Below are 18,891 nucleotides of genomic sequence, written 5' to 3'. Positions count from 1 at the left end.
AGCCTATCACGGCATACGAATTTTGCGTAACACTATAAAACCTACGCTCTATCCGTAAGCTAAGGCGCGGGCGGTCATAACGCCCAAAACCTTCTGCTTTCTATGGACTAACTCTTTAACGTCCACCACAGAACTTCTATCCGAAAAGGGTACAATACCGCTTATCACTCTATCGCGGTACAGTATGTATTATATCATAGAATACATACCGTTGTAATATGTTCACTTCCCATAAACGGACAGTGAAACACTTTTTATGAAAACTTTTGTCGAAAGGCATATTAAAGGTGTTTCAAATTTTTCCTATACCGTTTCAATTCGCTTTCCCCAAAACGGCTCAAAATCTCGTCAATTATGGCAATTAATTCGTTTTTTTCGGTTGGTAAGTTACCGTGTAATTGTACGGCATTAGACGCACCGAGAGCTGCAAAATGCGTTTTAATATCTAAACCGTTTACAAGCATTTTCAACTCCTCGTATTTTTCCGTTTCGCTTTCTTCCGTCCAATTTCCGTTTTGAATTTCGCCGTACAATTCCGACGCGGTATAAATCGTAAGCATAGACGCGCCGACGATTTTCGGGTTTAATCGATTAAATACTTTTAACGTATTTTCAACGCCTTTTTTGCTTTTACCTTTACCGTAAATACCCGTAAGATAGAAAAAGTTATATTCCAGCCCGACCTCGTCAAGTTTGCGGCATTGTTCTAAAATGTCGGCAGAAGAATAGCCCTTATTCATAAAAGACAGCGCTTCGTCATCGCCCGTTTCAACGCCGATTGTAATACCGTTATAACCGCAAATACGCAACTGTTTTAATTCGTCAACGCTTTTCGGCGCTATATCGGTTATACGCGCAAAACAGCCGATAGTTTTTAATCGGTTGAGATATTGTTTAGATAAATATGCTATTTGCCGCAGTTTTTCCGTCGATAATACAAACGGGTTTGCACCGACTAAAAACATTCTCGTTACATCGGGCGTAAAATGATTCAATTCTTTCAAATCGTCCTCTATCTCGTCCATGGGAGACATCTTGAATTTGAAAGGAATGTCCTCGTATAACGTGCAGAATTTACATTTATGGTGCGTACAGCCCGCAGTTACTTGTAATAAAGTCGACCAAGCCTCGTATGGCGGGCGCCAAACCGTTCCCGTGTAGTGCATAAATAAATACCGTCCTTTTGTTTTTCTATATTATAAATCATAATAGTATAGAAATACAAGTACTGTCTTTATTTAGTAGTACTATCAAAAAGGATACTATTATATTTGACTTGCTTTTTTCAATGCGCTATAATGATAAAAAGGAGTTATTATGACAGACAACAAATTTAGGAAAAGAGAAGTTATGGCGCGGTGTGTTCCTATGAATACGTTGCAAGCCGTTTTAAGCGGTAAATGGAAATTCTTAATTCTTTGGTACATTGCGTTTTATAAAGTACAACGCTTCGGGGAATTGTTGCGCCGAATGGAAGGTATAACTCAATCGACGTTAACAAAACAGTTACGCGAATTAGAGGACGACGGTTTTATACACCGCGAAATTTATAAAGAAATTCCGCCGAAAGTAGAATATACTTTGACGGAACTCGGTAAAAGTTTTGTGCCTGTACTTACGCAAATGATGATTTGGAGCCAAACGCATTTATGCTTGCCCGATTATGTCAGTCCGTACACGGAAGAACAAATAAAAGAATTGTTAAACCAAGAATAATAAAAAGCCGAAAGGTCAACAGATCTTTCGGCTTTTGGTTTACTCAAACTTATATTCAAGAGAACCTTTTTGCAAAATATGATTTTCGGCTTTTTTGAGAAAGTGCTTTTTTCCGTTTAATCGCAGATAAGTCTATCGAACAATCTAACGCATAAACCGTTATGCGATATTTATGCGTTTTACCGTGCGGCGGTTTCGGACCGGCGTATCTGTGCATACCGTATGCTATACCTTGTGTTGCGCCTATATTCGAAATGTATTTTCCTTTCGGGATTGCCTGTTCGATTTTGCTTGTTGCCGGAATATTCCAAATAATCCAATGCGTAAAGTTTTTTATCGGGTGGCTTATATCTTCCAAAGTAACCGCAAGTGTTTTGGCGTTATCGGAAAGATTTTCAATTACAATTTCGGGCGACAAATCTTTCCCTCTGCCTGTGTGGTCGATAGGAAACGTATCACCGTTTGCAAAATCGGGTAAACTGAATATCAACTGTTCCATATTTCAACTCCGTTATAATTTTTATAACCACACCGCCCAATCGCCGTAATCGAATGTCCCTGCGCCGTGATGCAGTTTGTCTTGCGCTTTCAATTCTCGAAACGCATCTCTCATTCTTATTGCAATTTCGGGCTGTATATCAAGTGAGTGATGAGCGGGGAAAAGTCTTTTTGACGGTAACGCTGCTATTTTTTCAAGCGACTGTAAATACGCTTCGGGGTCGGTGGACGGATAATAAGCAAACAACGTATCTTTATAAATCAAGTCGCCCGTAAATATGTAGCCGCGCTCTCGCTCCCAAAAGCAAAGGTGTCCCGGCGAATGCCCTGCGGTATGTAAGACTTCGATTTTTCTATTGCCCAAATCAATTATTTCGCCGCCGTTTAACACCTTCGTTGGTGTTCCCTGAAACATCTCGTACTTGCTTACGTCAAAGCCTTCGGGCAAATCGCAACGGTCTATTACCATATCGCGGATGGTTTGTGTCGTCAACGGAAATTTGCCTTTCAGCCAATCCAACTCAGCTTTATGGGCGTAAAAATCGGGGAAATATTTATGACCGCCTATATGATCCCAATGAATATGCGTTGCAACGGCGGTAACGGGTTTGTTCGTCAGCTTACGGACTTGCTCGTAAATATTACATATCCCAAGTCCCGTATCAATCAAAAGACAACGCTCGCTGCCGATTAAAAGATAGCAGTGTGTTTCTTCTGGGTGGCGATATTCGCTTATAATATAAGTCGTTTCGTCGATTTTATCTATTGTAAACCAATCTTTCATTTTTTGTACTCGTCTTTGATAATATCGATGGTTTTGCCGCCGATACCGAAGTTTTTATCGGGCAATTCCGTAATGGTTGTTGTAAAAAATTCTTTCGGAATATTCATAATTTCCGCAGAGACTTCGGTTACGCGCTTTATAAGCAACGTTTTTTGTTCGTCGGTCAGTTTTCCGCTTTCGATTTTGATATAAGGCATTATTTACTCCTTTTTATTTTGTGGCGAACAACCGTTAAAATCTATTTATTAAAAAACTTTTCAAGGTCGAACATTCCGTCCTTATAAGACAAATCTCCGTGTTTATGTTCGTAGCCTAATTTGCGATAGAACGGTATCGCCGATATTGCCGAATGAATTTCAATGCGGTTTGCTCTCTTCGCATATTCGTCGCTTTCCAAATGTTCTATGATTTTCTTGCCGATTCCTTTATGTTGATGGGACGGCTCAACAAAAATAGTGTTTATCCAACTTTCCGTCAAACTGTCCCAATAAGCGCCGATACACCCGCATCCGATAATTTTGCCGCATTCTTTCACAACATAGAAATGTCCGTATTCGGCTTTTTGCTTTATTTCGTCATACGGAATAGAAAAATATTGCGGCTGTTGCGGATAAAACTCGGCAAAAACCGAATTTTTACACGCGCGGGCTACCATATCGCAAGTTTCTTGTATTTCGTTTTCCTTTATAAGCTCTATGGTCATTCGTTATATCCCCTTATTAGCGCCGTCGCCCAATTCAGTAGCAACTCCGACATTTCCTCAAACTTTACGCTTGCACCGTTCTTTAACTCTTGTGCATTTGTTAGTACGGCAGACGGCGGATTGATTGCATTTTGCAATTCAGCCTTTGATTTGATATATTTACCCGTTTCGTAAAACCATATCGCTAGTAAAACAAATACAGCAGATTTATAAAGCGAGCGCAGAATATCGTAGTTTTTTTCGTGAACGAAGTTATGCACGCAGGCGTGATAAATATTGCACGCATCGATTTTTATAGCCCGCTTTACTGCCTTTTTATCTATCTTTTCAAGCAAGCAATCGAGCGTACCTTTAATGGGTGTGGTATCGTAATAGAATTGAAAAAGGTCGCTCGTTTCCCAATTCAAAAGTTCGTCCTTGCCCGAAATGAAACCGCAAACAAGTTCTCTGTTCTGCAAAGTATCGAGCATATCCCGATAGGCTTTCAAATCGTCTATACGCAGTTCGTCGAGAATTACAACCACGTCTATATCGCTTGTTTGAGTTGCTTCGCCTCTGCCGTAACTGCCTTGCAAACCTATAAACCATACGCGTTCGGAAAAAGTTTGCTCGACTTTGTTTGTAAATTCCGCAATCCAAGTTTTAATGTCAATCATAATTTTTTACTTCACCGCTATGTATAAATAGCAATGCGCTTTACCGTCTTTGGTATATTCGGCGGGTACGGTGCTTTCATAGTCGATTGTAAAAGCACGTTTAAGTTCGCCGCTTGCGGTAAGTTGCCAAACTTTCGACCACGCTTTGTTAGCGCAGTCGGCAATCGTTTCGCCGCTCTCGTCGATTTTGATATACTTGCCTTGCGCGACCAATTCTTCCATTTTTGTAAAGAAATCTACTGTTACGGACATAACGGACAAGTTGTATTTGCCTTTCTCGTCGCTTTCGTAATCGCTGTATGACGATATAGGCGACAGTCCTTTTACGGGTGTGCCGTTTTCTATAAAGTCAAGCGTAATTTTGCCCGTCATAATATCCGCCCAAAGTTCGTTGATTTTTACCATTCCACTCTCGGAATTGTCCGTGCGTATCGTTACGCTCTTAAATGAGTAAGCCATTGTATTCCTCCGAAGTTTAATCATTAAAATTATAGCACAACAAAGAATTTTTTTCAAGTGAAATTTTATTTCTAAATCGTATTGACAATAATCTTTATATGTAGTATTATAATTCAAAATAAAGATTTAGGTGGTTATATGAAGAAACCGACGATAGTAGCGCAAAGATTAAAAGGCTTACGAGAAAGCGTTAGACTTTCTCAAGCCAAACTCGCCGCTAATTTTGAAGGAGTGGAACAACCCGCCATATTCCGTTATGAAAAAGGACAAGCGTTTCCGCCCTACGGCGTGTTAATGCAGTACGCCGACTTTTTTGACGTATCGCTTGACTATATATTCGGCAGGACGGACAACCCGCAAGGCAAGCTATACGATTTTCAACCCAAAGTATGGAAAAACCAAACTCAAATGCAAGAGCTAATCGAAATGTGCTTTGACCCGAACTCTCCTGCAAACGCACAATTAAAGGAAACACTTTTACGCCTTATGGGGGAACAAAACAAATGAGAGCAGTCATTTACGCAAGATATTCAAGCGATAACCAAACGGAAGCGAGTATCGAAGGTCAGCTCCGCGAGTGTATGGAATACGCAACCTATAACGATATTCAAGTTATGGGCAATTACATAGACAGAGCGTTGTCCGCAAAGACGGATAACCGTCCCGAATTTCAGCGTATGATAAAGGATAGCTATAAACACGCTTTTGATTGTATCATCGTTTGGAAGTTAGACCGTTTTTCCCGTAACCGTTACGACAGCGCACACTATAAAGCACTACTCCGCAAAAACGGCGTAAAGGTTGTATCGGCAAAAGAAACGATTGCCGAAGGCTCGGAAGGCATACTCCTTGAATCGGTCTTGGAAGGAATGGCAGAATTCTATTCCGCCGAACTTGCCGAGAAAGTAACTCGCGGTATGAAAGAGAACGCCTTAAAAGGTTTATGGAACGGCGGCAATGTTCCGTTTGGATATATAATAAATGCGGAACGCAAGTTAGATATAGACCCGAAAGCCGCGCCTATCGTTGCCGAGATATTCAAGTTGTGTAACGATGGGAAATACGGTAAAAGAGATTTACAGCATAATGTCTGAGCGGAAAGTCACTCGCCCTAACGGGAAAGAGTTACGATATAACGCTATTCGGTATATGCTCTCAAACAGAGTTTACATAGGCGAATACCGTCATATGGGCGTGGTTATCAAAGACAGTGTACCGTCTATTGTGAGCGAAGAACTTTTCAATTCCGTACAGTTGGAACTTGCCAAGAACTCCAAAGCACCGGCAAGGCACACAGCGGACGACGATTATATATTAACGACAAAACTTTTTTGTGGGCGTTGCGGCGCTATGATGGTAGCGCAAGCGGGAACGAGCGGAACAAAAGGCGTTGTCTATCGGTACTATGCTTGCGTTCGACAGAAAAAGCATAAATGCGAGAAAAAGGCTGTCGGCAAGATCAAGTTAGAAGATTTTATTGTCCATAAAACAATGGAATTTCTAAAAGACGACGGTGTGATTGAAAGGCTTTCGGAAAAGCTGTTTGAATTGCAATGCACGGAAAGCACGCTACTCCCCAAGTTACAAGAACAGTTAAAGCAAAAAGAAAAAGAGATTGAGAATATAGTAAACGCCGTTCAGAAAGGTTACGCAACGGAAATACTGTTAAAGCGGCTGTCCGACCTTGAAACAGAGCAAAAAGAAATAACGGACGCGATTGCAAAGGAACAGTTAAAAACACCGATATTCACGCAAGGCCATTTCAAAATGGCACTATATAACTTCCGTAAGATAGATATATCCACGCAAGACGGAAAACGAAAGATTATTGATACCTTCATAAACTCGATTTACCTTTACGACGATTATATGAAAATCGTATATAACGCGAACGGTAAAGAAGAAATTGTATCGCTTGAAGAACTCGAAAGTTCAACCTTGTTTTCAAACGGTGCACCAAAACAATTTAATCCGAACCGAATGTGCATAAGGCGATTGGTTCGGATTTATTTTTATATATGAAAGTACGAACATTGATTTCGGTATTTCTTTGTGGTATAATCATAGTACGATAAACAGTAATTTATGGATGCGACTATGAGCTTGAAATTTGAAAAAATAACAGAGTTCCCTCGCGGAACGCTTGCGGCATTGTTGAAAGACGGATATTCATACGAACCGAAATTTGCACGTTATTGGCAAAAGCAATGGCAAGAGTTTGACGACTTTTTTTACGACAACCCGCAAATTGCCGAAAAATACGGGTTTATTACGGTTTTAGCCGATAAGCCTATCGGATTTGTTTCGTGGGACCCCAGAAAATTACCCGAAGTGGCAGAGGTAGGACATAATTGTATTGCAACTGCACATAAAAGCAACGGCTACGGCGGACGACAAATGCGAGAGGCTGTAAATCGCATTATTGCTCAAGGTGCAAAAAAAATTATTGTTTGTACTAACGAGAAGTTGGTTGCCGCACAACGCACTTATGAAAGTGTCGGATTCAGGTTTGTGAAAAAAAGCGAAGAACCGATTTGCCCCGAATACGCAGGGCAAAGAATACATTACGAGATAATTGTAAAATAAGCTTCAATTTTGTGAGTTGCAAATTGCCGCGCGTTCGCAGAATTGACAAAAAGCTATAAAAATGGTATATTGAATTATGCGTTTCGAAGTATTAAAATATCTGACGCTTGACGAACGTCTTTTAAACAAGCTTGAAAGCTTGGATTCAAAAAGCCTGAACACGGCAACGCGCTTGGGTAAAATGTTGGCAAAAGACAAAACGATAAGCGCAAAACACAGCAAGCTTATTAAATTAGCCGCCGCTTTGAAAGGCGCCGAAGAAACGCTGTTAAATTACGAAAATAAAGGCATAAGCGAAGAAATTTTTGCGGCGACTATAGACGATATACGGATTTGGTGCGAAAATTGCAATAATGTCGGGCTCAATAATATAGAGTGGATAAAAAACCATATCGCGTTCAAATTATTTAAAATAGGTCGGCTGCAATATCAATTTTTCACATACGACAATCCTCAATCAGATAATTTGCGTTTACCTTTTTCGGACGGAGAAAAGCTCGTTTTCATACACATTCCTCAGGGAGAAAAATTAACGCAAAAAGACTGTGTGCAATCCATTAAATCGGCAAGCACTTTTTTTAAAAGATATTTCCCCGATTACAAATACGATTATTATTTTTGCGAAAGTTGGCTGCTATACGAAAATAACATTGCTTTTATGGATAAGCAGTCTAATATAGTAAAATTCATGAGTTTATTTAATATTCATTACTCGGTTAACGACGAGTCGCAAGCGTTAGAAAGAATTTTCGGAGCCGACAAATCATGCATATTAAATATTTGCGGCAAGAACGCTGCAACAAGAATAAACGAAATTCAAAAACTTGCGGAATATACTTCTCTTCAAAAATCGACGAAAAAATATTTGCTCGACGGTAATAAACTCGGTTTTGGCGTCGGAACAATACCCAACCGCGAAAATAACTAAACGGCGACGTAACAAACGCGTCGCCGTTTAATTTTGTTTCAAAGTAGCCCGCTACATAACGGCGCTTTTAATTGTATCTTCTGTAACCGCGCTCATCGCCGTAATATACGCCCAAAAGCGTGTCGGGGTGATAATAATTATATACGCCCAAAGCGCGCTCGGCTTCGTCGTCGGGAACACGAACGCTCAGTCCGCAAGACGCAGACACCTCGCGGGGCGTATTTATAATTTCGCACTCCACCCCGCTCGTACGCAACAAGTCGTAAAGTTTCATCGATTGAGTACGACTGCGAAAAGCAAACAACACCATGTCGAAAAATCTCCTTTTGTACCGATATTTAAGTTATAAAGCAGCCATCCGCTAAGTATACTATACTAACATTATATTGTTCTACGAACAAAAAGTGCGGACGGTGACACATGATTTATTTCGACAATTCTGCCACAAGCGGCGTTAAGCCCGAAAGCGTAATAAACGCGGCGGTAAGCGCAATGAAATTTATGAGCGCGAATCCGGGTAGAAGCGGGCACAGTTTGTCGCTTAAAGCGGGAATGCTCGTATATTCCACGCGGAAAAAGGCGGCAAAACTGCTCGGTTTATCCGAACCTGAGCGCATAGTTTTTTCTCTTAATTGCACGCAAGCTTTAAACACCGCGATTCTCGGCACAGTGCAAGACGGCGGCAACGTTGTTACTACGGTAACCGAACACAACAGCGTGCTTCGCCCATTATTCGAACTGCAACGCGCGGGAAAAATTACCGTGAGTTTGGCGGAACCGAACGAACACGGAGTTATAACGGCAAACGCAATAGAGCGCGCTCTCACACCGCGCACCTATATGGTGGCTGTGAACCATGTCAGCAACGTGACGGGCGCAACAAATTCAATCGACGAAATAGGCAAGCTGTGTCGAAAACGCGGAATAAAGTTTTTGGTTGACGGCGCTCAAAGCGTAGGCTACGGCGAAATAAATATATCCGAGCAAAATATAGACTACCTCGCGGTGGCTCCTCACAAAGGCTTGCACGCAATACAAGGCATCGGAATACTTGCGCTCGGAGCCGACGCTCCTAAACCGATTATTTACGGCGGAACGGGAACACAGTCGGAAAACGTGTTGCAACCGTCGGAATTGCCCGAATCGCTCGAATCGGGAACGCTTCCCACTCCCGCAATAGCCGCTTTAAACGCCGCAATTACGCACAACGAAAAAACGCGAGCGCAATCCCGCGAAAAGATTCACGAACTGAGCGCATACATACTCGAAACTCTGCAAACAATTCGCGGCGTTAAAATATATACTCCTCAAAACGTTTTTAACGGTATGATAAGTTTTAATATTCGCGGCATAGGTTCTATGGACGCAAGCAACATACTAAGTTCTCAATACGATATAGCGGTTCGCGGCGGACTTCACTGCGCCCCGCTCATGCACCGACATCTCGGCACAGTTGAAACGGGAATAATACGAGCGTCTATTTCGGGCGACAACACTTTCGGCGAAGCTGAATTTTTCTTAAAAGCGGTAAAAGAAATCGCCGAAACCGAATATAAAGGCAACATATAAACAAACACGTTCAAAACAGAAAATGCAACTGCAAAAAATCGACTTTATTGCAAAATAAGGTCGATTTTAACAAGTATTATGCGTGGCATAATATCATAAACACCTTAAAAATCTTATTAAAACGGATAAAAAATACCGTTACCGCAAACTTCGTGCGGGCAGTCGAGTTCTTTTACTAACGACAAAACGTATTCTTTAATTCTTGCGGGAGTATGTTTAGGATAACGCTGAATGAGCAAAGCGCAAAATCCCGACACAAGAGGGGCCGCCGCACTCGTTCCGCTCATTAGCATAAAACCGCCCTTTGCCGAAGACGTAGTTATTTCCACAGCCGGCGCTATAAGGTCGGGCTTATTCTGCATTTTGGAACCGCGCGAAGAAAATTCGGCAGCATACCAGCCTCTTTCCCCTTTTTCCGCCCCGCCGACGGTTATAGCTTGCTCTGCCACTCCCGGCGATTTTAAAGTTCCGCCGCCCGGTCCCGAATTGCCCGCGCTCGCCACCACAACAAGCCCCGCAGCCGTCAATGCGCGCGTTCCGAGCACAAGCGGGTCGCGCGCGCCGAGCGGTTCGCTCCCAAGCGAAATATTCACCACCCTTACGCCGAGAGCCTTATAGTTTGAATACAGCCATTGCATAGCCGAAAGAATGCCCAAAACATTGCCGCTGCCGCTTGCGTCCACAGCTTTTAACGCCACTATATTCGCCATAGGCGCGGCTCCCACAGCCGAAGAAAACATTCCGCTGCCGCACGCTATCCCCGCCACAGCCGTGCCGTGCCCGTTATCGTCGTAAGGCGCCGTTTTTCCGTTCACAAAATCCGCAAACGCGGCAATACGCATTCGCGGAACGCAAAAATCTATATGCGGAAAAATTCCCGTGTCTATCACGGCAATTCCCACGCCTTTGCCAGTTATTCCCTCGCGATGCAAACGCGACAAATTCGGCGGTTGCGAAAAAAAGCCGCCGCTTGCGTCGGCTATAGAGGTTCGCCCTGCCACAGTTATGCAATATTCGGACGTACTGTTACACGCACAGTTAGGCAAATCGACGCCAACCGACGTTATAAACGGATACTCCGCAACTATTTTTCCGCCAAGCTTTCTCGCGCCGTCACGCGCGCCCGAAACGCTCTGCGCCGATAAAACGGCAAGCGTGGCTCTATTCCTCTAACATTCCGAGAACGCCCTCCAATCTTCTGCGTTGCTCGGCGCTTAGGTGAGGGGTTATTGTGTTTACAAAACTGAGAAGCTGAACTTCGTCGAAAGAGCCGTTGCGTTTTTGCTCGTGAACCATATCCACAAGTCTGCTCACAAGCGCGTCTTCGCTCAAATTGCCGTACTTGCGCATAGCTTCTCCGTAAAGCATATTCGCTTGCTCGTTGCCGTTTTTACCGTCGTAACCGCGTAATTGTTTCATATTTCCACTCCTTCGCTACTATTATAAATATGCGGGTATACTCACTTTAGTGAACGCTTGCGGGAGGATTTTTCATGGATATAAGTTCGATTTTACCGCTTTTAATGAACAAAAACGGTTCCGTCGGCGCAGGCAACGACAAAATGAACACGTTGCTTAAATTCGCACAAGGCGAAAAACCCGACATAACAACCGTAATGAATATGGCTATGGCGAACCGAAATAATTCTCAAAAGCCGTCGGGGTTAAAAGCGGTTGCGGCGGTTTGCTCGTTCGAGATTTTGGGAAAACTGAGCAGATATTTTCTTTGAATTTTTGCAGTTTCAGCCGAACGCATATAAAAAAAGGCGACGCTAAACGTCGCCGTTTAATATAAATTTACCTGAACTTACAAACCGCGTTTAAAAATTAACAGCGGTTGAGTTTTTCTTTTATCGCCTGTTCTTTAACGGCTTTCGCCACAAATTGGGCAACAGGACTGAGCGCCGACGGAATAACGTAGTCGGGGCGCAATTCGTCTTTAACATAGTCGGCAAGCGCGTAAGCGGCGGCAATTTTCATTCCCTCGCTTATTGTGCGCGCCCTGCAATCGAGCGCTCCTCTGAACACGCCCGGAAAAGCCAAAACGTTGTTCACCTGGTTGGGAAAATCGCTTCTGCCCGACCCCGCTATAAACGCCCCTGCCGCAAGAGCTTCGGCGGGAAGAATTTCGGGCACGGGATTAGCGAGCGCAAGCACAACCGCACGCGAGTTCATGCTTTTAATCATGTCGGCGTCCACAAGACCGGGACCCGAAACGCCCACAAACATGTCGGCGCCGCGAACGGCTTCGCGCAGTCCGCCTTTAACGCCAGTTTTGTTGGTAATTTCGGCAAGTTCGGTTTTAGCCCAGTCCATATTGTCGCGCCCGCGATAAAGCGCGCCTTTTCTGTCGCACATAATAACGTTGCCCACCCCCGAATTAACGAGCAGCTTCGCTATTGCGTTCCCTGCGGCGCCGGGACCCGAAATTGTAACCGTGCAATCTTCCGCCTTTTTTCCCGTGAGCCTTAAAGCGTTTATGAACGCCGCAAGCACAACGATTGCGGTTCCGTGTTGGTCGTCGTGGAAAACGGGAATATCGAGCTTTTCTTTTAAAACACGCTCTATATTAAAGCAACGCGGCGCCGAAATATCTTCGAGGTTTATTCCCCCGAAAGACGGAGCGAGCGCCGAAACGGCGTTTATAATCCCCTCTTCGGTTTGCGTGTCGAGCACTATCGGAAATGCGTCTACGCCGCCGAACTTTTTAAACAGCGCGCACTTGCCTTCCATTACGGGCATAGCGCCGAGCGCGCCTATGTTTCCGAGCCCGAGCACCGCGCTGCCGTCGCTTATAACAGCCACCATATTCCCTCTTCGGGTATACTTGTAGCTGAGCGAAGGGTCTTCGGCAATTTTCTTACACGGCTCGGCTACTCCCGGCGTGTAAGCCAAAGCGAGGTCGTCGGCGGTGTCGAGCGGCGCGCGCGTGGCAATTTCCAACTTGCCCGCCCATTGTTCGTGCAATAACAAAGCTTTCTCTTTATAGTCCATACTTTTCTCCATTTGATTTGTTTTTCACAAGTTTATTTAAGACGGTAAGCAGACGGAACGCTACGGCGTCGTTAAAATGACGCAAATTGAGCCCCGTCGCCTTTTCAATCTTATCGAGTCGGTAAATGAGCGTATTGCGATGCATATACATGCTTCTGCTCGTTTCGGATATGTTGAGCGAGTTTTTAAGAAACTCTTCGGCTGTGTTCATAAGCTCGGGGTCGTCCAAAATTTCGGAACTGTCGCGGTCTAAAAGAGTGTCGAGATATTTGGAAAGCGATTCGAGCGGAATGTCGCTCAACATTTTTATCATTATAAATTCTTTGTAAGAATAAACTTTTTCGTTGGGCGTCAGCATTTGCCCGAATTCGTAAGCGAGAGCGCAACGTTTAAAATAACCCGCAAGGTCGGAAAACGAGTGAACCGTGCCGCCTACGTTAATAACAAAATTTACTCGCAATTCCTCTTTAATATTGTCGTAAAGCGTGAACGCGAAATCGTTAGCCGATTGATATTCGTCGTCTTCGCCGCATTTTTTTATATACGCAACCGATTTTTCGTCGAACGGAATAATCAAGTCGCCCCGTTCGCGCATCGTCTCCAAAAAGTTTTTCAACTCTCCGAGCTTTTGCACCGAATCGGTTACAAGAGTCAGAACGTAACTGTCGAACGTTCCCGAATATTTTTCCGTGAGAGCGCGGGTCTGCTCGGCGTCGAGCTCGCCAGTGAGGTACAATTTCAACTTTTCGGAAAGCGCAAGCTCTTTTTTCGGCTCCGCCAAACTCCCTTCCGACGCGGCTCTTATCAAAACCGCATAGTTTTTGTAAACCTCGTCAGCTCCCGACAACACCACAGTTGCGCCGCATTTAAGCGGCAACACCGTAACGCGACCGTCTTGCGTAATTTCCTTTTCGTTACGCGAAAACGAAAAATCGGTTGAAGGCATATCGGCGGAACGAAATAGCACAGTGCCGTCTTGCGAATAAGCAACCGAATCTATTCCGGTAGCCTTTTTAACGGATTTCAAAAGTTTTATAAGTCCGTCCATTATAGCACGTCCAAACCGCTTTGTATGTCTCGCATAATATCGCTTGCCGCCTCTATTCCCACCGAAAGCCTGATAGTTCCGGGAGTTATTCCCGCAGCCGCAAGTTGAGCGTCGGTAAGCTGACGGTGAGTGCTCGACGCGGGATGAAGCACCGAAGTGCGCGCGTCGGCAACATGCACGACTATTGCCGCAAGCGAAAGACTATCCATAAAGCGCACGGCGTTTTCGCGCGTGCCAACGTCGAACGTTATAACGCCGCTACCCATTCCGCCGCAATACTTGTTACAAAGAGCGTAACTTCCGTCCGATTGAAGCGCAGGATATTTAACCGATTTAACAGCCTTATGCGCTTTAAGCAATTTTGCTACGGCAACTGCGTTTTCGCAATGAGCTTTCATTCGCAAATGCAAAGTTTCGGTGCCCAAATTGAGCAAAAACGCATTCATAGGGCTAGGGCTCATTCCCAAATCGCGCATGAGTTGAACCCGCGCTTTCGTTATAAACGCGGCATTGCCGAAAGTTTGAGTATAACTCAAACCGTGATAACTTTCGTCGGGCTCGGTAAGACCGGGAAATTTTCCGCTCGCAGCATAGTCGAATTTTCCGCCGTCAACAATCATTCCGCCGAGAGCAACGGCGTGCCCGTCGAGATATTTCGACGTTGAATAAACAACTATATCCGCACCGAACAAAAACGGGCGGCATATAACGGGAGTTGCAAACGTGTTGTCTATTATGAGCGGAATTTTATGCGCGTGAGCAACTTTCGCCACCCCCTCTATATCCGTTACCGTAACCGCAGGATTGGCAATAGTTTCGGCAAACACGGCTTTTGTGTTAGAGCGTATCGCCGCTTCCACTTCGGAAAGATTGTTTATGTTTACGAACGTTGTTTCTATACCGAATTTTTTCAACGTAACCGCGAACAAATTAGTTGTGCCGCCGTAAATTTCGTTAGCCGCCACAATATGGTCGCCGGCGTTTGCAAGGTTTGTAACCGCAATTAAAGACGCCGCCTGCCCCGAACTCGTCATCATTGCGCCCACGCCGCCGTCCATAGCGTTAATTTTATCTTCCACCGCCGCAACTGTGGGGTTTGATAGCCTTGTGTAAAAAAATCCGTTCTTTTTCAAATCGAACAAATCGCCCACGTCGTTTGTGGAATCGTATTTAAAAGTTGTGGACATAGCCACAGGCAACACTCGGGGTTCTCCGCTTTTCGGAGTATAACCGCTTTGCACGCATTTCGTTTCAAGTTCCATTAGCTTCTCCTTGTTGTCTATGTTAAAACGTTTAATACTTTGCCGCAACCGACGCAAACGTAAGCACGCACACGCTTTCCGCGCCGTTTGCGCAAAGCACTCGAGCGCACTCGCCCGCCGTAGCTCCCGTTGTCAGTACGTCGTCTACCAACAGCAACTTTTTGCCGCGAATTTCGGCGCCGCTTTTAGCCGCAAAGCTTCCGCGTATCAATTCCATTCGCTCGTTTCTGTTAAGTTTTACCATGTTTTTGGTTTTTACAGTTTTTTCGAGCGTAATCGCAAAATTCTTTTTTATTCTCGCCGCAACTTCGCGCGCCAAAAGCTCGGATTGATTGTATCCGCGCTGCCTGAAACGGTTGCGGTGAATAGGTACGCAAGTGACCTCGTCAATACTCCACTCGGTTGAAAAGTATGTGTCCGCCATAAATTCGGACATAACCGACGCAAGGTATCTCGCATTTCTGTATTTGAGCTTGTGAACGAGAGTCGCCGAAGCGTCGCCGTATATAAAACTCGAACGCGCGCTCTCAAACGGCGACACAACGTTTTTGCATGTGTCGCACACAATGTTTTGAACGGGCACCGCTCTGCCGCAAACGGTGCAATAGTTTTCGTTATACGGCAACTTACAATTCGGACACACGCCGTATCGCGTGTCTTTGCTAAGTTCCGCGTCGCACACTATGCACTTTATTCCGCTCGGATACAAAAATTCGCGGAAGATTCGAACGGGTTTTATCATAATTTCCGCCGCGTCAGTCCGAAATTTTCATTACCCAACCGAACGGGTCGGGAATTTTTCCCGTTTGAATACCTGTAAGTTCGTTATAGGCAAGCATGGAAAGTTCGCCCATTTTTCCGCCGCCCACAACGTAATCGGTGTCGTTGTAGCAAATTTTCCCAACCGGCGAAATCACCGCCGCAGTGCCGCTTCCGAAAATTTCGGTGCATTTGCCGCTTATAACGCCGTCTACAACCTCGTTTATTGAAACAAGCCGCTCTTCCACAGTTATGCCTTTGCTCTTAAACAATTCGATAACGCTGCGGCGAGTGACGCCCGGCAATATGCTTCCGCCGAGTTCGGGAGTAACCGCTTTCCCGTTTAGTACGAAAAAGATATTCATAGAACCGACTTCTTCAACGTATTTATGCTCTTTGGCGTCAAGCCACATAACTTGGTCGTAGCCGAGCGCATTGGCTTTTTCGCCCGCCTTTAAGCTCGCGGCGTAATTGCCCACCACCTTATGATGCCCCGTGCCGCCCTTAGACGCGCGAACGTATTCGCGCTCAACGTACAGCCCCACAGGTTCGAGCCCGTGCGCGTAATACGCTCCTACGGGACTGAGTATTATAAAGAATATGTAGTTGTGCGCGGCATGAACTCCCAAAGCGCGGTCTACCGCTATAATGCTCGGACGGATATAAAGCGCTGTGCCCGGTTCGGTGGGAATCCAGTCCTTTTCCAACAAAACAAGTTTTTTGAGCGCCTCCAACGCAAATTCCACATCTATGCGGGGAATGCAAATTCTATCGTTGGAATCGTTCATTCTGTTAAAATTGTCGCGCGGACGAAAAAGACGAACTTCCCCTTTTTCGTTTTTATACGCTTTCATGCCCTCGAACACGGCTTGTCCGTAATGAAACACTGAAGAACTCGGCTCGAGCACGAACGGCTCGTAAGGCTGAATACGAGCATTACCCCAAGCTCCGTTCGCATATTCCATAACGAACATACGGTCGGTAAAAATTTTGCCGAAACCGAGATTTCCCGTAGGCTTCGCTTTTTTCGTTTTGGGTTCTATTATTTTAAGTTCCATAATTCCCTCCGAACTTAGTTCTTTGTTTTAAGTTACGATTTTTCGTTCCACTCGCCGCTCGCCGAGTTCTTCGGCAACAAACTTTCCCTGAGTGAGCGAAGTAATTTCTTTTAAAAACTCGTCTCCGTTCAAAACGGCGTAAGTTAAATCGACAGCTCTATTATACTCCTGTTTCACGATTTTATAAAGCGATTGAAGCTCTCTTTTTTCTATTTTTTTATAAACGTTGTAATCGTAAGAAACCTTATATATTTTGCAATCCGCCGCCTCTAACCTGCCCGCCGCCGAAAGAGCCCCGTTCGCGGCGTAAGAATACGCCCTCACAAGTCCGCCGGTTCCGAGTTTTATTCCTCCGAAATAACGCACTACCGCAACGAGCGCCTCGTTTACTCCCGCGCCGCGCAACGCGTCCATAATAGGCATACCCGCCGTTCCCGACGGTTCGCCGTCGTCGCTGTTGCGGGCGCACTCGTGCGCGATATATGCGTGGCATACATGAGTTGCGTCGCGGTATTTCTTGCGAATTTCCGCAATAGCGTTTGTAGCCTCTTCGTCGGACCTAACTCTGCGGCAAAATGCGATAAACTTTGAACGACTTATTTCGTATTCGAATTCTGCGTTCTCCACCGTTAGAAAAGCGCTCATTTCAGCACTATGCGCAGGTGGACTTTCTTTCCTTTATGCAATACGAATTCGTTACCCGAAACGTATTTGTCGAGGGTGTCGGAACCCGATTCCACTTTCACCTCGCCTATCTTTACGCCGCCGCCGTCTATAAGCCTACGCGCCTCCGACTTTGACGAAGCCACCCCCGCAAGCGCCATTATATCGGCAACAAACGCGTTTATAGGCGCAGAAACGGTAACGTTGGGCATCTCGTCTGCCGAGCCGCCGAACGCCGCGCAAGCCTGTTTTTGAGCCTGTTGCGCCGCTTCTTCGCCGTGAATAAGTTTAGTAACCTCATAAGCGAGACGCTTTTTCGCTTCGTTTATGCGCTCGTCGCAGTGCTTTGTCAGCTCCTCTATTTCGTCAAGCTCCATAAACGTAAGTAACTTCAAACATTCCGCAACTTTCACGTCTTCCACATTTCTGAAATATTGATAAAATTCGTAAGGCGTTGTTTTTGCGGCGTCAAGCCATAAAGCTCCCTTAGCGGTCTTGCCCATTTTTTTGCCGTCGCTCGTAAGCAAAAGTTTAAACGTCATGGCGTAAGCGTCGGTTTGCTCAAAACGGCGAATAAGGTCGGCACCCGCAAGAATATTGCTCCATTGGTCATTTCCGCCTATTTCGAGTCTGCAACCGTATTTGCGGTAAAGCACCAAAAAATCGTACGCTTGCATAGGCATGTAGTTAAACTCCAAAAAGCTCAAACCCTTTTCCATGCGCGTCTTAAAACAATCGCTCGTAAGCATTTTATTCACCGAAAAATACTGCCCTACTTCGCGCAAAAAGTCTATATAATTCAACTTTAACAACCAGTCGGCGTTGTTCACAACAGTAACCGCGTTGTCGCCCGAAAAATTCACGAACCGCGAAAGCTGCTTTTTAAAACACTCCACGTTATGCGCTATTGTCTCTTTTGTCATCATACTGCGCATATCGGTTCTTCCCGACGGGTCGCCTATCATAGCGGTGCCGCCGCCGATTAGCGCTATGGGCTTGTGCCCCGCGCGTTGCATGTGCGCCATAGCCATAACGGGAATATAATGCCCTATATGCAAGCTGTCCGCCGTAGGGTCGAACCCGACGTAAAAAGGAACGCTTTCGCTACCGAGCAGTTTGCGCATATCGTCCTCGAACACCGTTTGCCCTATAAATCCGCGCTCGTACAGAGTGTCGAGCACATTTTTGGTTTTCATTTTGTTTTCTCC

At 45.1% G+C, this 18,891-nt stretch carries 25 protein-coding genes; 8 read left to right on the top strand and 17 right to left on the bottom strand.

Annotated elements, in window-relative coordinates; all coding sequences use genetic code 11:
• Positions 1 to 281: 281 nt before the first annotated feature.
• Entirely contained in the window at positions 282 to 1,166 is an 885-nt protein-coding gene (locus NFR62_RS00595; protein ID WP_251612157.1) for a radical SAM protein, read from the bottom strand.
• A gap of 151 nt (positions 1,167 to 1,317) precedes the next feature.
• Here NFR62_RS00595 and NFR62_RS00590 point away from each other — a divergent pair, with 151 nt between their 5' ends.
• Complete coding sequence (locus tag NFR62_RS00590; RefSeq protein WP_251612155.1) at positions 1,318 to 1,716, top strand: winged helix-turn-helix transcriptional regulator; 399 nt, start codon at positions 1,318 to 1,320, stop codon at positions 1,714 to 1,716.
• A gap of 55 nt (positions 1,717 to 1,771) precedes the next feature.
• Here the strand turns inward: NFR62_RS00590 and NFR62_RS00585 are convergent, their stop codons facing one another.
• From NFR62_RS00585 to NFR62_RS00560, 6 genes are read right to left on the bottom strand one after another with little or no spacing between them, the layout of a single operon-like run.
• Positions 1,772 to 2,215 (bottom strand): YbhB/YbcL family Raf kinase inhibitor-like protein, encoded by a 444-nt coding sequence (locus NFR62_RS00585; protein ID WP_251612154.1) that lies wholly within the window; start codon positions 2,213 to 2,215, stop codon positions 1,772 to 1,774.
• Positions 2,216 to 2,236: 21 nt separating this feature from the next.
• On the bottom strand, positions 2,237 to 2,998 hold the full coding sequence (locus NFR62_RS00580) for an MBL fold metallo-hydrolase (protein WP_251612152.1): 762 nt from the start codon (positions 2,996 to 2,998) through the stop codon (positions 2,237 to 2,239).
• Entirely contained in the window at positions 2,995 to 3,195 is a 201-nt protein-coding gene (gene dmpI, locus NFR62_RS00575; protein ID WP_251612150.1) for a 4-oxalocrotonate tautomerase DmpI, read from the bottom strand. Before dmpI ends, NFR62_RS00580 begins: the two co-directional genes overlap by 4 nt.
• Positions 3,196 to 3,236: 41 nt before the next feature.
• Entirely contained in the window at positions 3,237 to 3,701 is a 465-nt protein-coding gene (locus NFR62_RS00570; RefSeq protein ID WP_251612148.1) for a GNAT family N-acetyltransferase, read from the bottom strand.
• The gene (locus NFR62_RS00565) at positions 3,698 to 4,357 is read right to left on the bottom strand and encodes a nucleotidyltransferase domain-containing protein (protein WP_251612146.1); all 660 of its coding nucleotides are present in this window, start codon (positions 4,355 to 4,357) and stop codon (positions 3,698 to 3,700) included. The genes NFR62_RS00570 and NFR62_RS00565 overlap by 4 nt, the downstream gene beginning before the upstream one ends.
• Positions 4,358 to 4,363: 6 nt before the next feature.
• Entirely contained in the window at positions 4,364 to 4,816 is a 453-nt protein-coding gene (locus tag NFR62_RS00560; protein ID WP_251612144.1) for an AraC family transcriptional regulator, read from the bottom strand.
• A 138-nt stretch (positions 4,817 to 4,954) separates the two neighbouring features.
• On the opposite strand from NFR62_RS00560, the gene NFR62_RS00555 reads away from it, so the two are divergent.
• From NFR62_RS00555 to NFR62_RS00535, 5 genes are all read left to right on the top strand, one after another.
• On the top strand, positions 4,955 to 5,323 hold the full coding sequence (locus NFR62_RS00555) for a helix-turn-helix domain-containing protein (RefSeq protein ID WP_251612142.1): 369 nt from the start codon (positions 4,955 to 4,957) through the stop codon (positions 5,321 to 5,323).
• Entirely contained in the window at positions 5,320 to 5,910 is a 591-nt protein-coding gene (locus NFR62_RS00550; protein ID WP_251612140.1) for a recombinase family protein, read from the top strand. Before NFR62_RS00555 ends, NFR62_RS00550 begins: the two co-directional genes overlap by 4 nt.
• The gene (locus NFR62_RS00545; protein ID WP_251612138.1) at positions 5,903 to 6,838 is read left to right on the top strand and encodes a recombinase family protein; all 936 of its coding nucleotides are present in this window, start codon (positions 5,903 to 5,905) and stop codon (positions 6,836 to 6,838) included. The genes NFR62_RS00550 and NFR62_RS00545 overlap by 8 nt, the downstream gene beginning before the upstream one ends.
• 75 nt (positions 6,839 to 6,913) lie before the next feature.
• The gene (locus NFR62_RS00540) at positions 6,914 to 7,402 is read left to right on the top strand and encodes a GNAT family N-acetyltransferase (RefSeq protein ID WP_251612136.1); all 489 of its coding nucleotides are present in this window, start codon (positions 6,914 to 6,916) and stop codon (positions 7,400 to 7,402) included.
• 76 nt (positions 7,403 to 7,478) lie between these two features.
• Entirely contained in the window at positions 7,479 to 8,330 is an 852-nt protein-coding gene (locus tag NFR62_RS00535) for an acyltransferase domain-containing protein (RefSeq protein ID WP_251612134.1), read from the top strand.
• A 67-nt stretch (positions 8,331 to 8,397) separates the two neighbouring features.
• Here NFR62_RS00535 and NFR62_RS00530 read toward each other — a convergent pair whose 3' ends face one another.
• Complete coding sequence (locus tag NFR62_RS00530; RefSeq protein WP_251612132.1) at positions 8,398 to 8,640, bottom strand: putative Se/S carrier protein; 243 nt, start codon at positions 8,638 to 8,640, stop codon at positions 8,398 to 8,400.
• A 110-nt stretch (positions 8,641 to 8,750) separates the two neighbouring features.
• Between NFR62_RS00530 and NFR62_RS00525 the strand changes: the two genes are divergently transcribed.
• Positions 8,751 to 9,899 (top strand): aminotransferase class V-fold PLP-dependent enzyme, encoded by a 1,149-nt coding sequence (locus NFR62_RS00525; RefSeq protein WP_251612131.1) that lies wholly within the window; start codon positions 8,751 to 8,753, stop codon positions 9,897 to 9,899.
• Positions 9,900 to 10,015: 116 nt separating this feature from the next.
• On the opposite strand, the gene NFR62_RS00520 is transcribed toward NFR62_RS00525, so the two are convergent.
• Together NFR62_RS00520 and NFR62_RS00515 are read right to left on the bottom strand one after the other, a co-directional pair.
• Positions 10,016 to 10,900, bottom strand: coding sequence for a S8 family serine peptidase (locus NFR62_RS00520; protein ID WP_251612129.1), 885 nt, complete (start codon positions 10,898 to 10,900; stop codon positions 10,016 to 10,018).
• Between the two features lie 160 nt (positions 10,901 to 11,060).
• Positions 11,061 to 11,318: a hypothetical protein gene (locus NFR62_RS00515; RefSeq protein ID WP_251612127.1), complete on the bottom strand. Its 258-nt coding sequence runs from the start codon at positions 11,316 to 11,318 to the stop codon at positions 11,061 to 11,063.
• A gap of 74 nt (positions 11,319 to 11,392) precedes the next feature.
• Between NFR62_RS00515 and NFR62_RS00510 the strand changes: the two genes are divergently transcribed.
• Entirely contained in the window at positions 11,393 to 11,629 is a 237-nt protein-coding gene (locus NFR62_RS00510; RefSeq protein WP_251612125.1) for a hypothetical protein, read from the top strand.
• Positions 11,630 to 11,726: 97 nt separating this feature from the next.
• Here NFR62_RS00510 and NFR62_RS00505 read toward each other — a convergent pair whose 3' ends face one another.
• From NFR62_RS00505 to tyrS, 7 genes are read right to left on the bottom strand one after another with little or no spacing between them, the layout of a single operon-like run.
• The gene (locus NFR62_RS00505) at positions 11,727 to 12,893 is read right to left on the bottom strand and encodes an NAD(P)-dependent malic enzyme (RefSeq protein WP_251612123.1); all 1,167 of its coding nucleotides are present in this window, start codon (positions 12,891 to 12,893) and stop codon (positions 11,727 to 11,729) included.
• Positions 12,883 to 13,941, bottom strand: a complete 1,059-nt coding sequence (locus NFR62_RS00500; protein WP_251612121.1) for a PucR family transcriptional regulator — start codon at positions 13,939 to 13,941, stop codon at positions 12,883 to 12,885. Before NFR62_RS00500 ends, NFR62_RS00505 begins: the two co-directional genes overlap by 11 nt.
• Positions 13,941 to 15,203, bottom strand: a complete 1,263-nt coding sequence (locus NFR62_RS00495) for an O-acetylhomoserine aminocarboxypropyltransferase/cysteine synthase family protein (protein ID WP_251612119.1) — start codon at positions 15,201 to 15,203, stop codon at positions 13,941 to 13,943. Before NFR62_RS00495 ends, NFR62_RS00500 begins: the two co-directional genes overlap by 1 nt.
• 31 nt (positions 15,204 to 15,234) lie before the next feature.
• Positions 15,235 to 15,945, bottom strand: coding sequence for a ComF family protein (locus tag NFR62_RS00490; RefSeq protein WP_251612117.1), 711 nt, complete (start codon positions 15,943 to 15,945; stop codon positions 15,235 to 15,237).
• Between the two features lie 13 nt (positions 15,946 to 15,958).
• Positions 15,959 to 17,020, bottom strand: a complete 1,062-nt coding sequence (locus NFR62_RS00485; RefSeq protein ID WP_251612115.1) for a branched-chain amino acid aminotransferase — start codon at positions 17,018 to 17,020, stop codon at positions 15,959 to 15,961.
• 27 nt (positions 17,021 to 17,047) lie between these two features.
• Positions 17,048 to 17,665 carry an IMPACT family protein gene (locus tag NFR62_RS00480; protein ID WP_251612112.1) on the bottom strand — a complete coding sequence of 206 codons (618 nt, stop codon included), beginning with the start codon at positions 17,663 to 17,665 and terminating at the stop codon, positions 17,048 to 17,050.
• A complete protein-coding gene (gene tyrS / locus NFR62_RS00475; RefSeq protein WP_251612110.1) occupies positions 17,662 to 18,879 on the bottom strand; it encodes a tyrosine--tRNA ligase in 1,218 nt (405 codons plus the stop codon). The genes NFR62_RS00480 and tyrS overlap by 4 nt, the downstream gene beginning before the upstream one ends.
• Positions 18,880 to 18,891 lie beyond the last annotated feature (12 nt).

Origin of the sequence: Pumilibacter muris (genome assembly GCF_943193045.1) — a bacterium.
Lineage (GTDB): Bacteria > Bacillota > Clostridia > Christensenellales > Pumilibacteraceae > Pumilibacter > Pumilibacter muris.
This window is presented reverse-complemented; position numbering and strand designations above follow the sequence as displayed.

Bases quoted from the DNA above. Each gene is read 5' to 3' on its own strand.
- NFR62_RS00595 (WP_251612157.1), bottom strand. From the start codon at position 1,166: ATGCACTACACGGGAACGGTTTGGCGCCCGCCATACGAGGCTTGGTCG.
- NFR62_RS00590 (WP_251612155.1), top strand. From the start codon at position 1,318: ATGACAGACAACAAATTTAGGAAAAGAGAAGTTATGGCGCGGTGTGTT.
- NFR62_RS00585 (WP_251612154.1), bottom strand. From the start codon at position 2,215: ATGGAACAGTTGATATTCAGTTTACCCGATTTTGCAAACGGTGATACG.
- NFR62_RS00580 (WP_251612152.1), bottom strand. From the start codon at position 2,998: ATGAAAGATTGGTTTACAATAGATAAAATCGACGAAACGACTTATATT.
- dmpI (WP_251612150.1), bottom strand. From the start codon at position 3,195: ATGCCTTATATCAAAATCGAAAGCGGAAAACTGACCGACGAACAAAAA.
- NFR62_RS00570 (WP_251612148.1), bottom strand. From the start codon at position 3,701: ATGACCATAGAGCTTATAAAGGAAAACGAAATACAAGAAACTTGCGAT.
- NFR62_RS00565 (WP_251612146.1), bottom strand. From the start codon at position 4,357: ATGATTGACATTAAAACTTGGATTGCGGAATTTACAAACAAAGTCGAG.
- NFR62_RS00560 (WP_251612144.1), bottom strand. From the start codon at position 4,816: ATGGCTTACTCATTTAAGAGCGTAACGATACGCACGGACAATTCCGAG.
- NFR62_RS00555 (WP_251612142.1), top strand. From the start codon at position 4,955: ATGAAGAAACCGACGATAGTAGCGCAAAGATTAAAAGGCTTACGAGAA.
- NFR62_RS00550 (WP_251612140.1), top strand. From the start codon at position 5,320: ATGAGAGCAGTCATTTACGCAAGATATTCAAGCGATAACCAAACGGAA.
- NFR62_RS00545 (WP_251612138.1), top strand. From the start codon at position 5,903: ATGTCTGAGCGGAAAGTCACTCGCCCTAACGGGAAAGAGTTACGATAT.
- NFR62_RS00540 (WP_251612136.1), top strand. From the start codon at position 6,914: ATGAGCTTGAAATTTGAAAAAATAACAGAGTTCCCTCGCGGAACGCTT.
- NFR62_RS00535 (WP_251612134.1), top strand. From the start codon at position 7,479: ATGCGTTTCGAAGTATTAAAATATCTGACGCTTGACGAACGTCTTTTA.
- NFR62_RS00530 (WP_251612132.1), bottom strand. From the start codon at position 8,640: ATGGTGTTGTTTGCTTTTCGCAGTCGTACTCAATCGATGAAACTTTAC.
- NFR62_RS00525 (WP_251612131.1), top strand. From the start codon at position 8,751: ATGATTTATTTCGACAATTCTGCCACAAGCGGCGTTAAGCCCGAAAGC.
- NFR62_RS00515 (WP_251612127.1), bottom strand. From the start codon at position 11,318: ATGAAACAATTACGCGGTTACGACGGTAAAAACGGCAACGAGCAAGCG.
- NFR62_RS00510 (WP_251612125.1), top strand. From the start codon at position 11,393: ATGGATATAAGTTCGATTTTACCGCTTTTAATGAACAAAAACGGTTCC.
- NFR62_RS00505 (WP_251612123.1), bottom strand. From the start codon at position 12,893: ATGGACTATAAAGAGAAAGCTTTGTTATTGCACGAACAATGGGCGGGC.
- NFR62_RS00500 (WP_251612121.1), bottom strand. From the start codon at position 13,941: ATGGACGGACTTATAAAACTTTTGAAATCCGTTAAAAAGGCTACCGGA.
- NFR62_RS00495 (WP_251612119.1), bottom strand. From the start codon at position 15,203: ATGGAACTTGAAACGAAATGCGTGCAAAGCGGTTATACTCCGAAAAGC.
- NFR62_RS00490 (WP_251612117.1), bottom strand. From the start codon at position 15,945: ATGATAAAACCCGTTCGAATCTTCCGCGAATTTTTGTATCCGAGCGGA.
- NFR62_RS00485 (WP_251612115.1), bottom strand. From the start codon at position 17,020: ATGGAACTTAAAATAATAGAACCCAAAACGAAAAAAGCGAAGCCTACG.
- NFR62_RS00480 (WP_251612112.1), bottom strand. From the start codon at position 17,665: ATGAGCGCTTTTCTAACGGTGGAGAACGCAGAATTCGAATACGAAATA.
- tyrS (WP_251612110.1), bottom strand. From the start codon at position 18,879: ATGAAAACCAAAAATGTGCTCGACACTCTGTACGAGCGCGGATTTATA.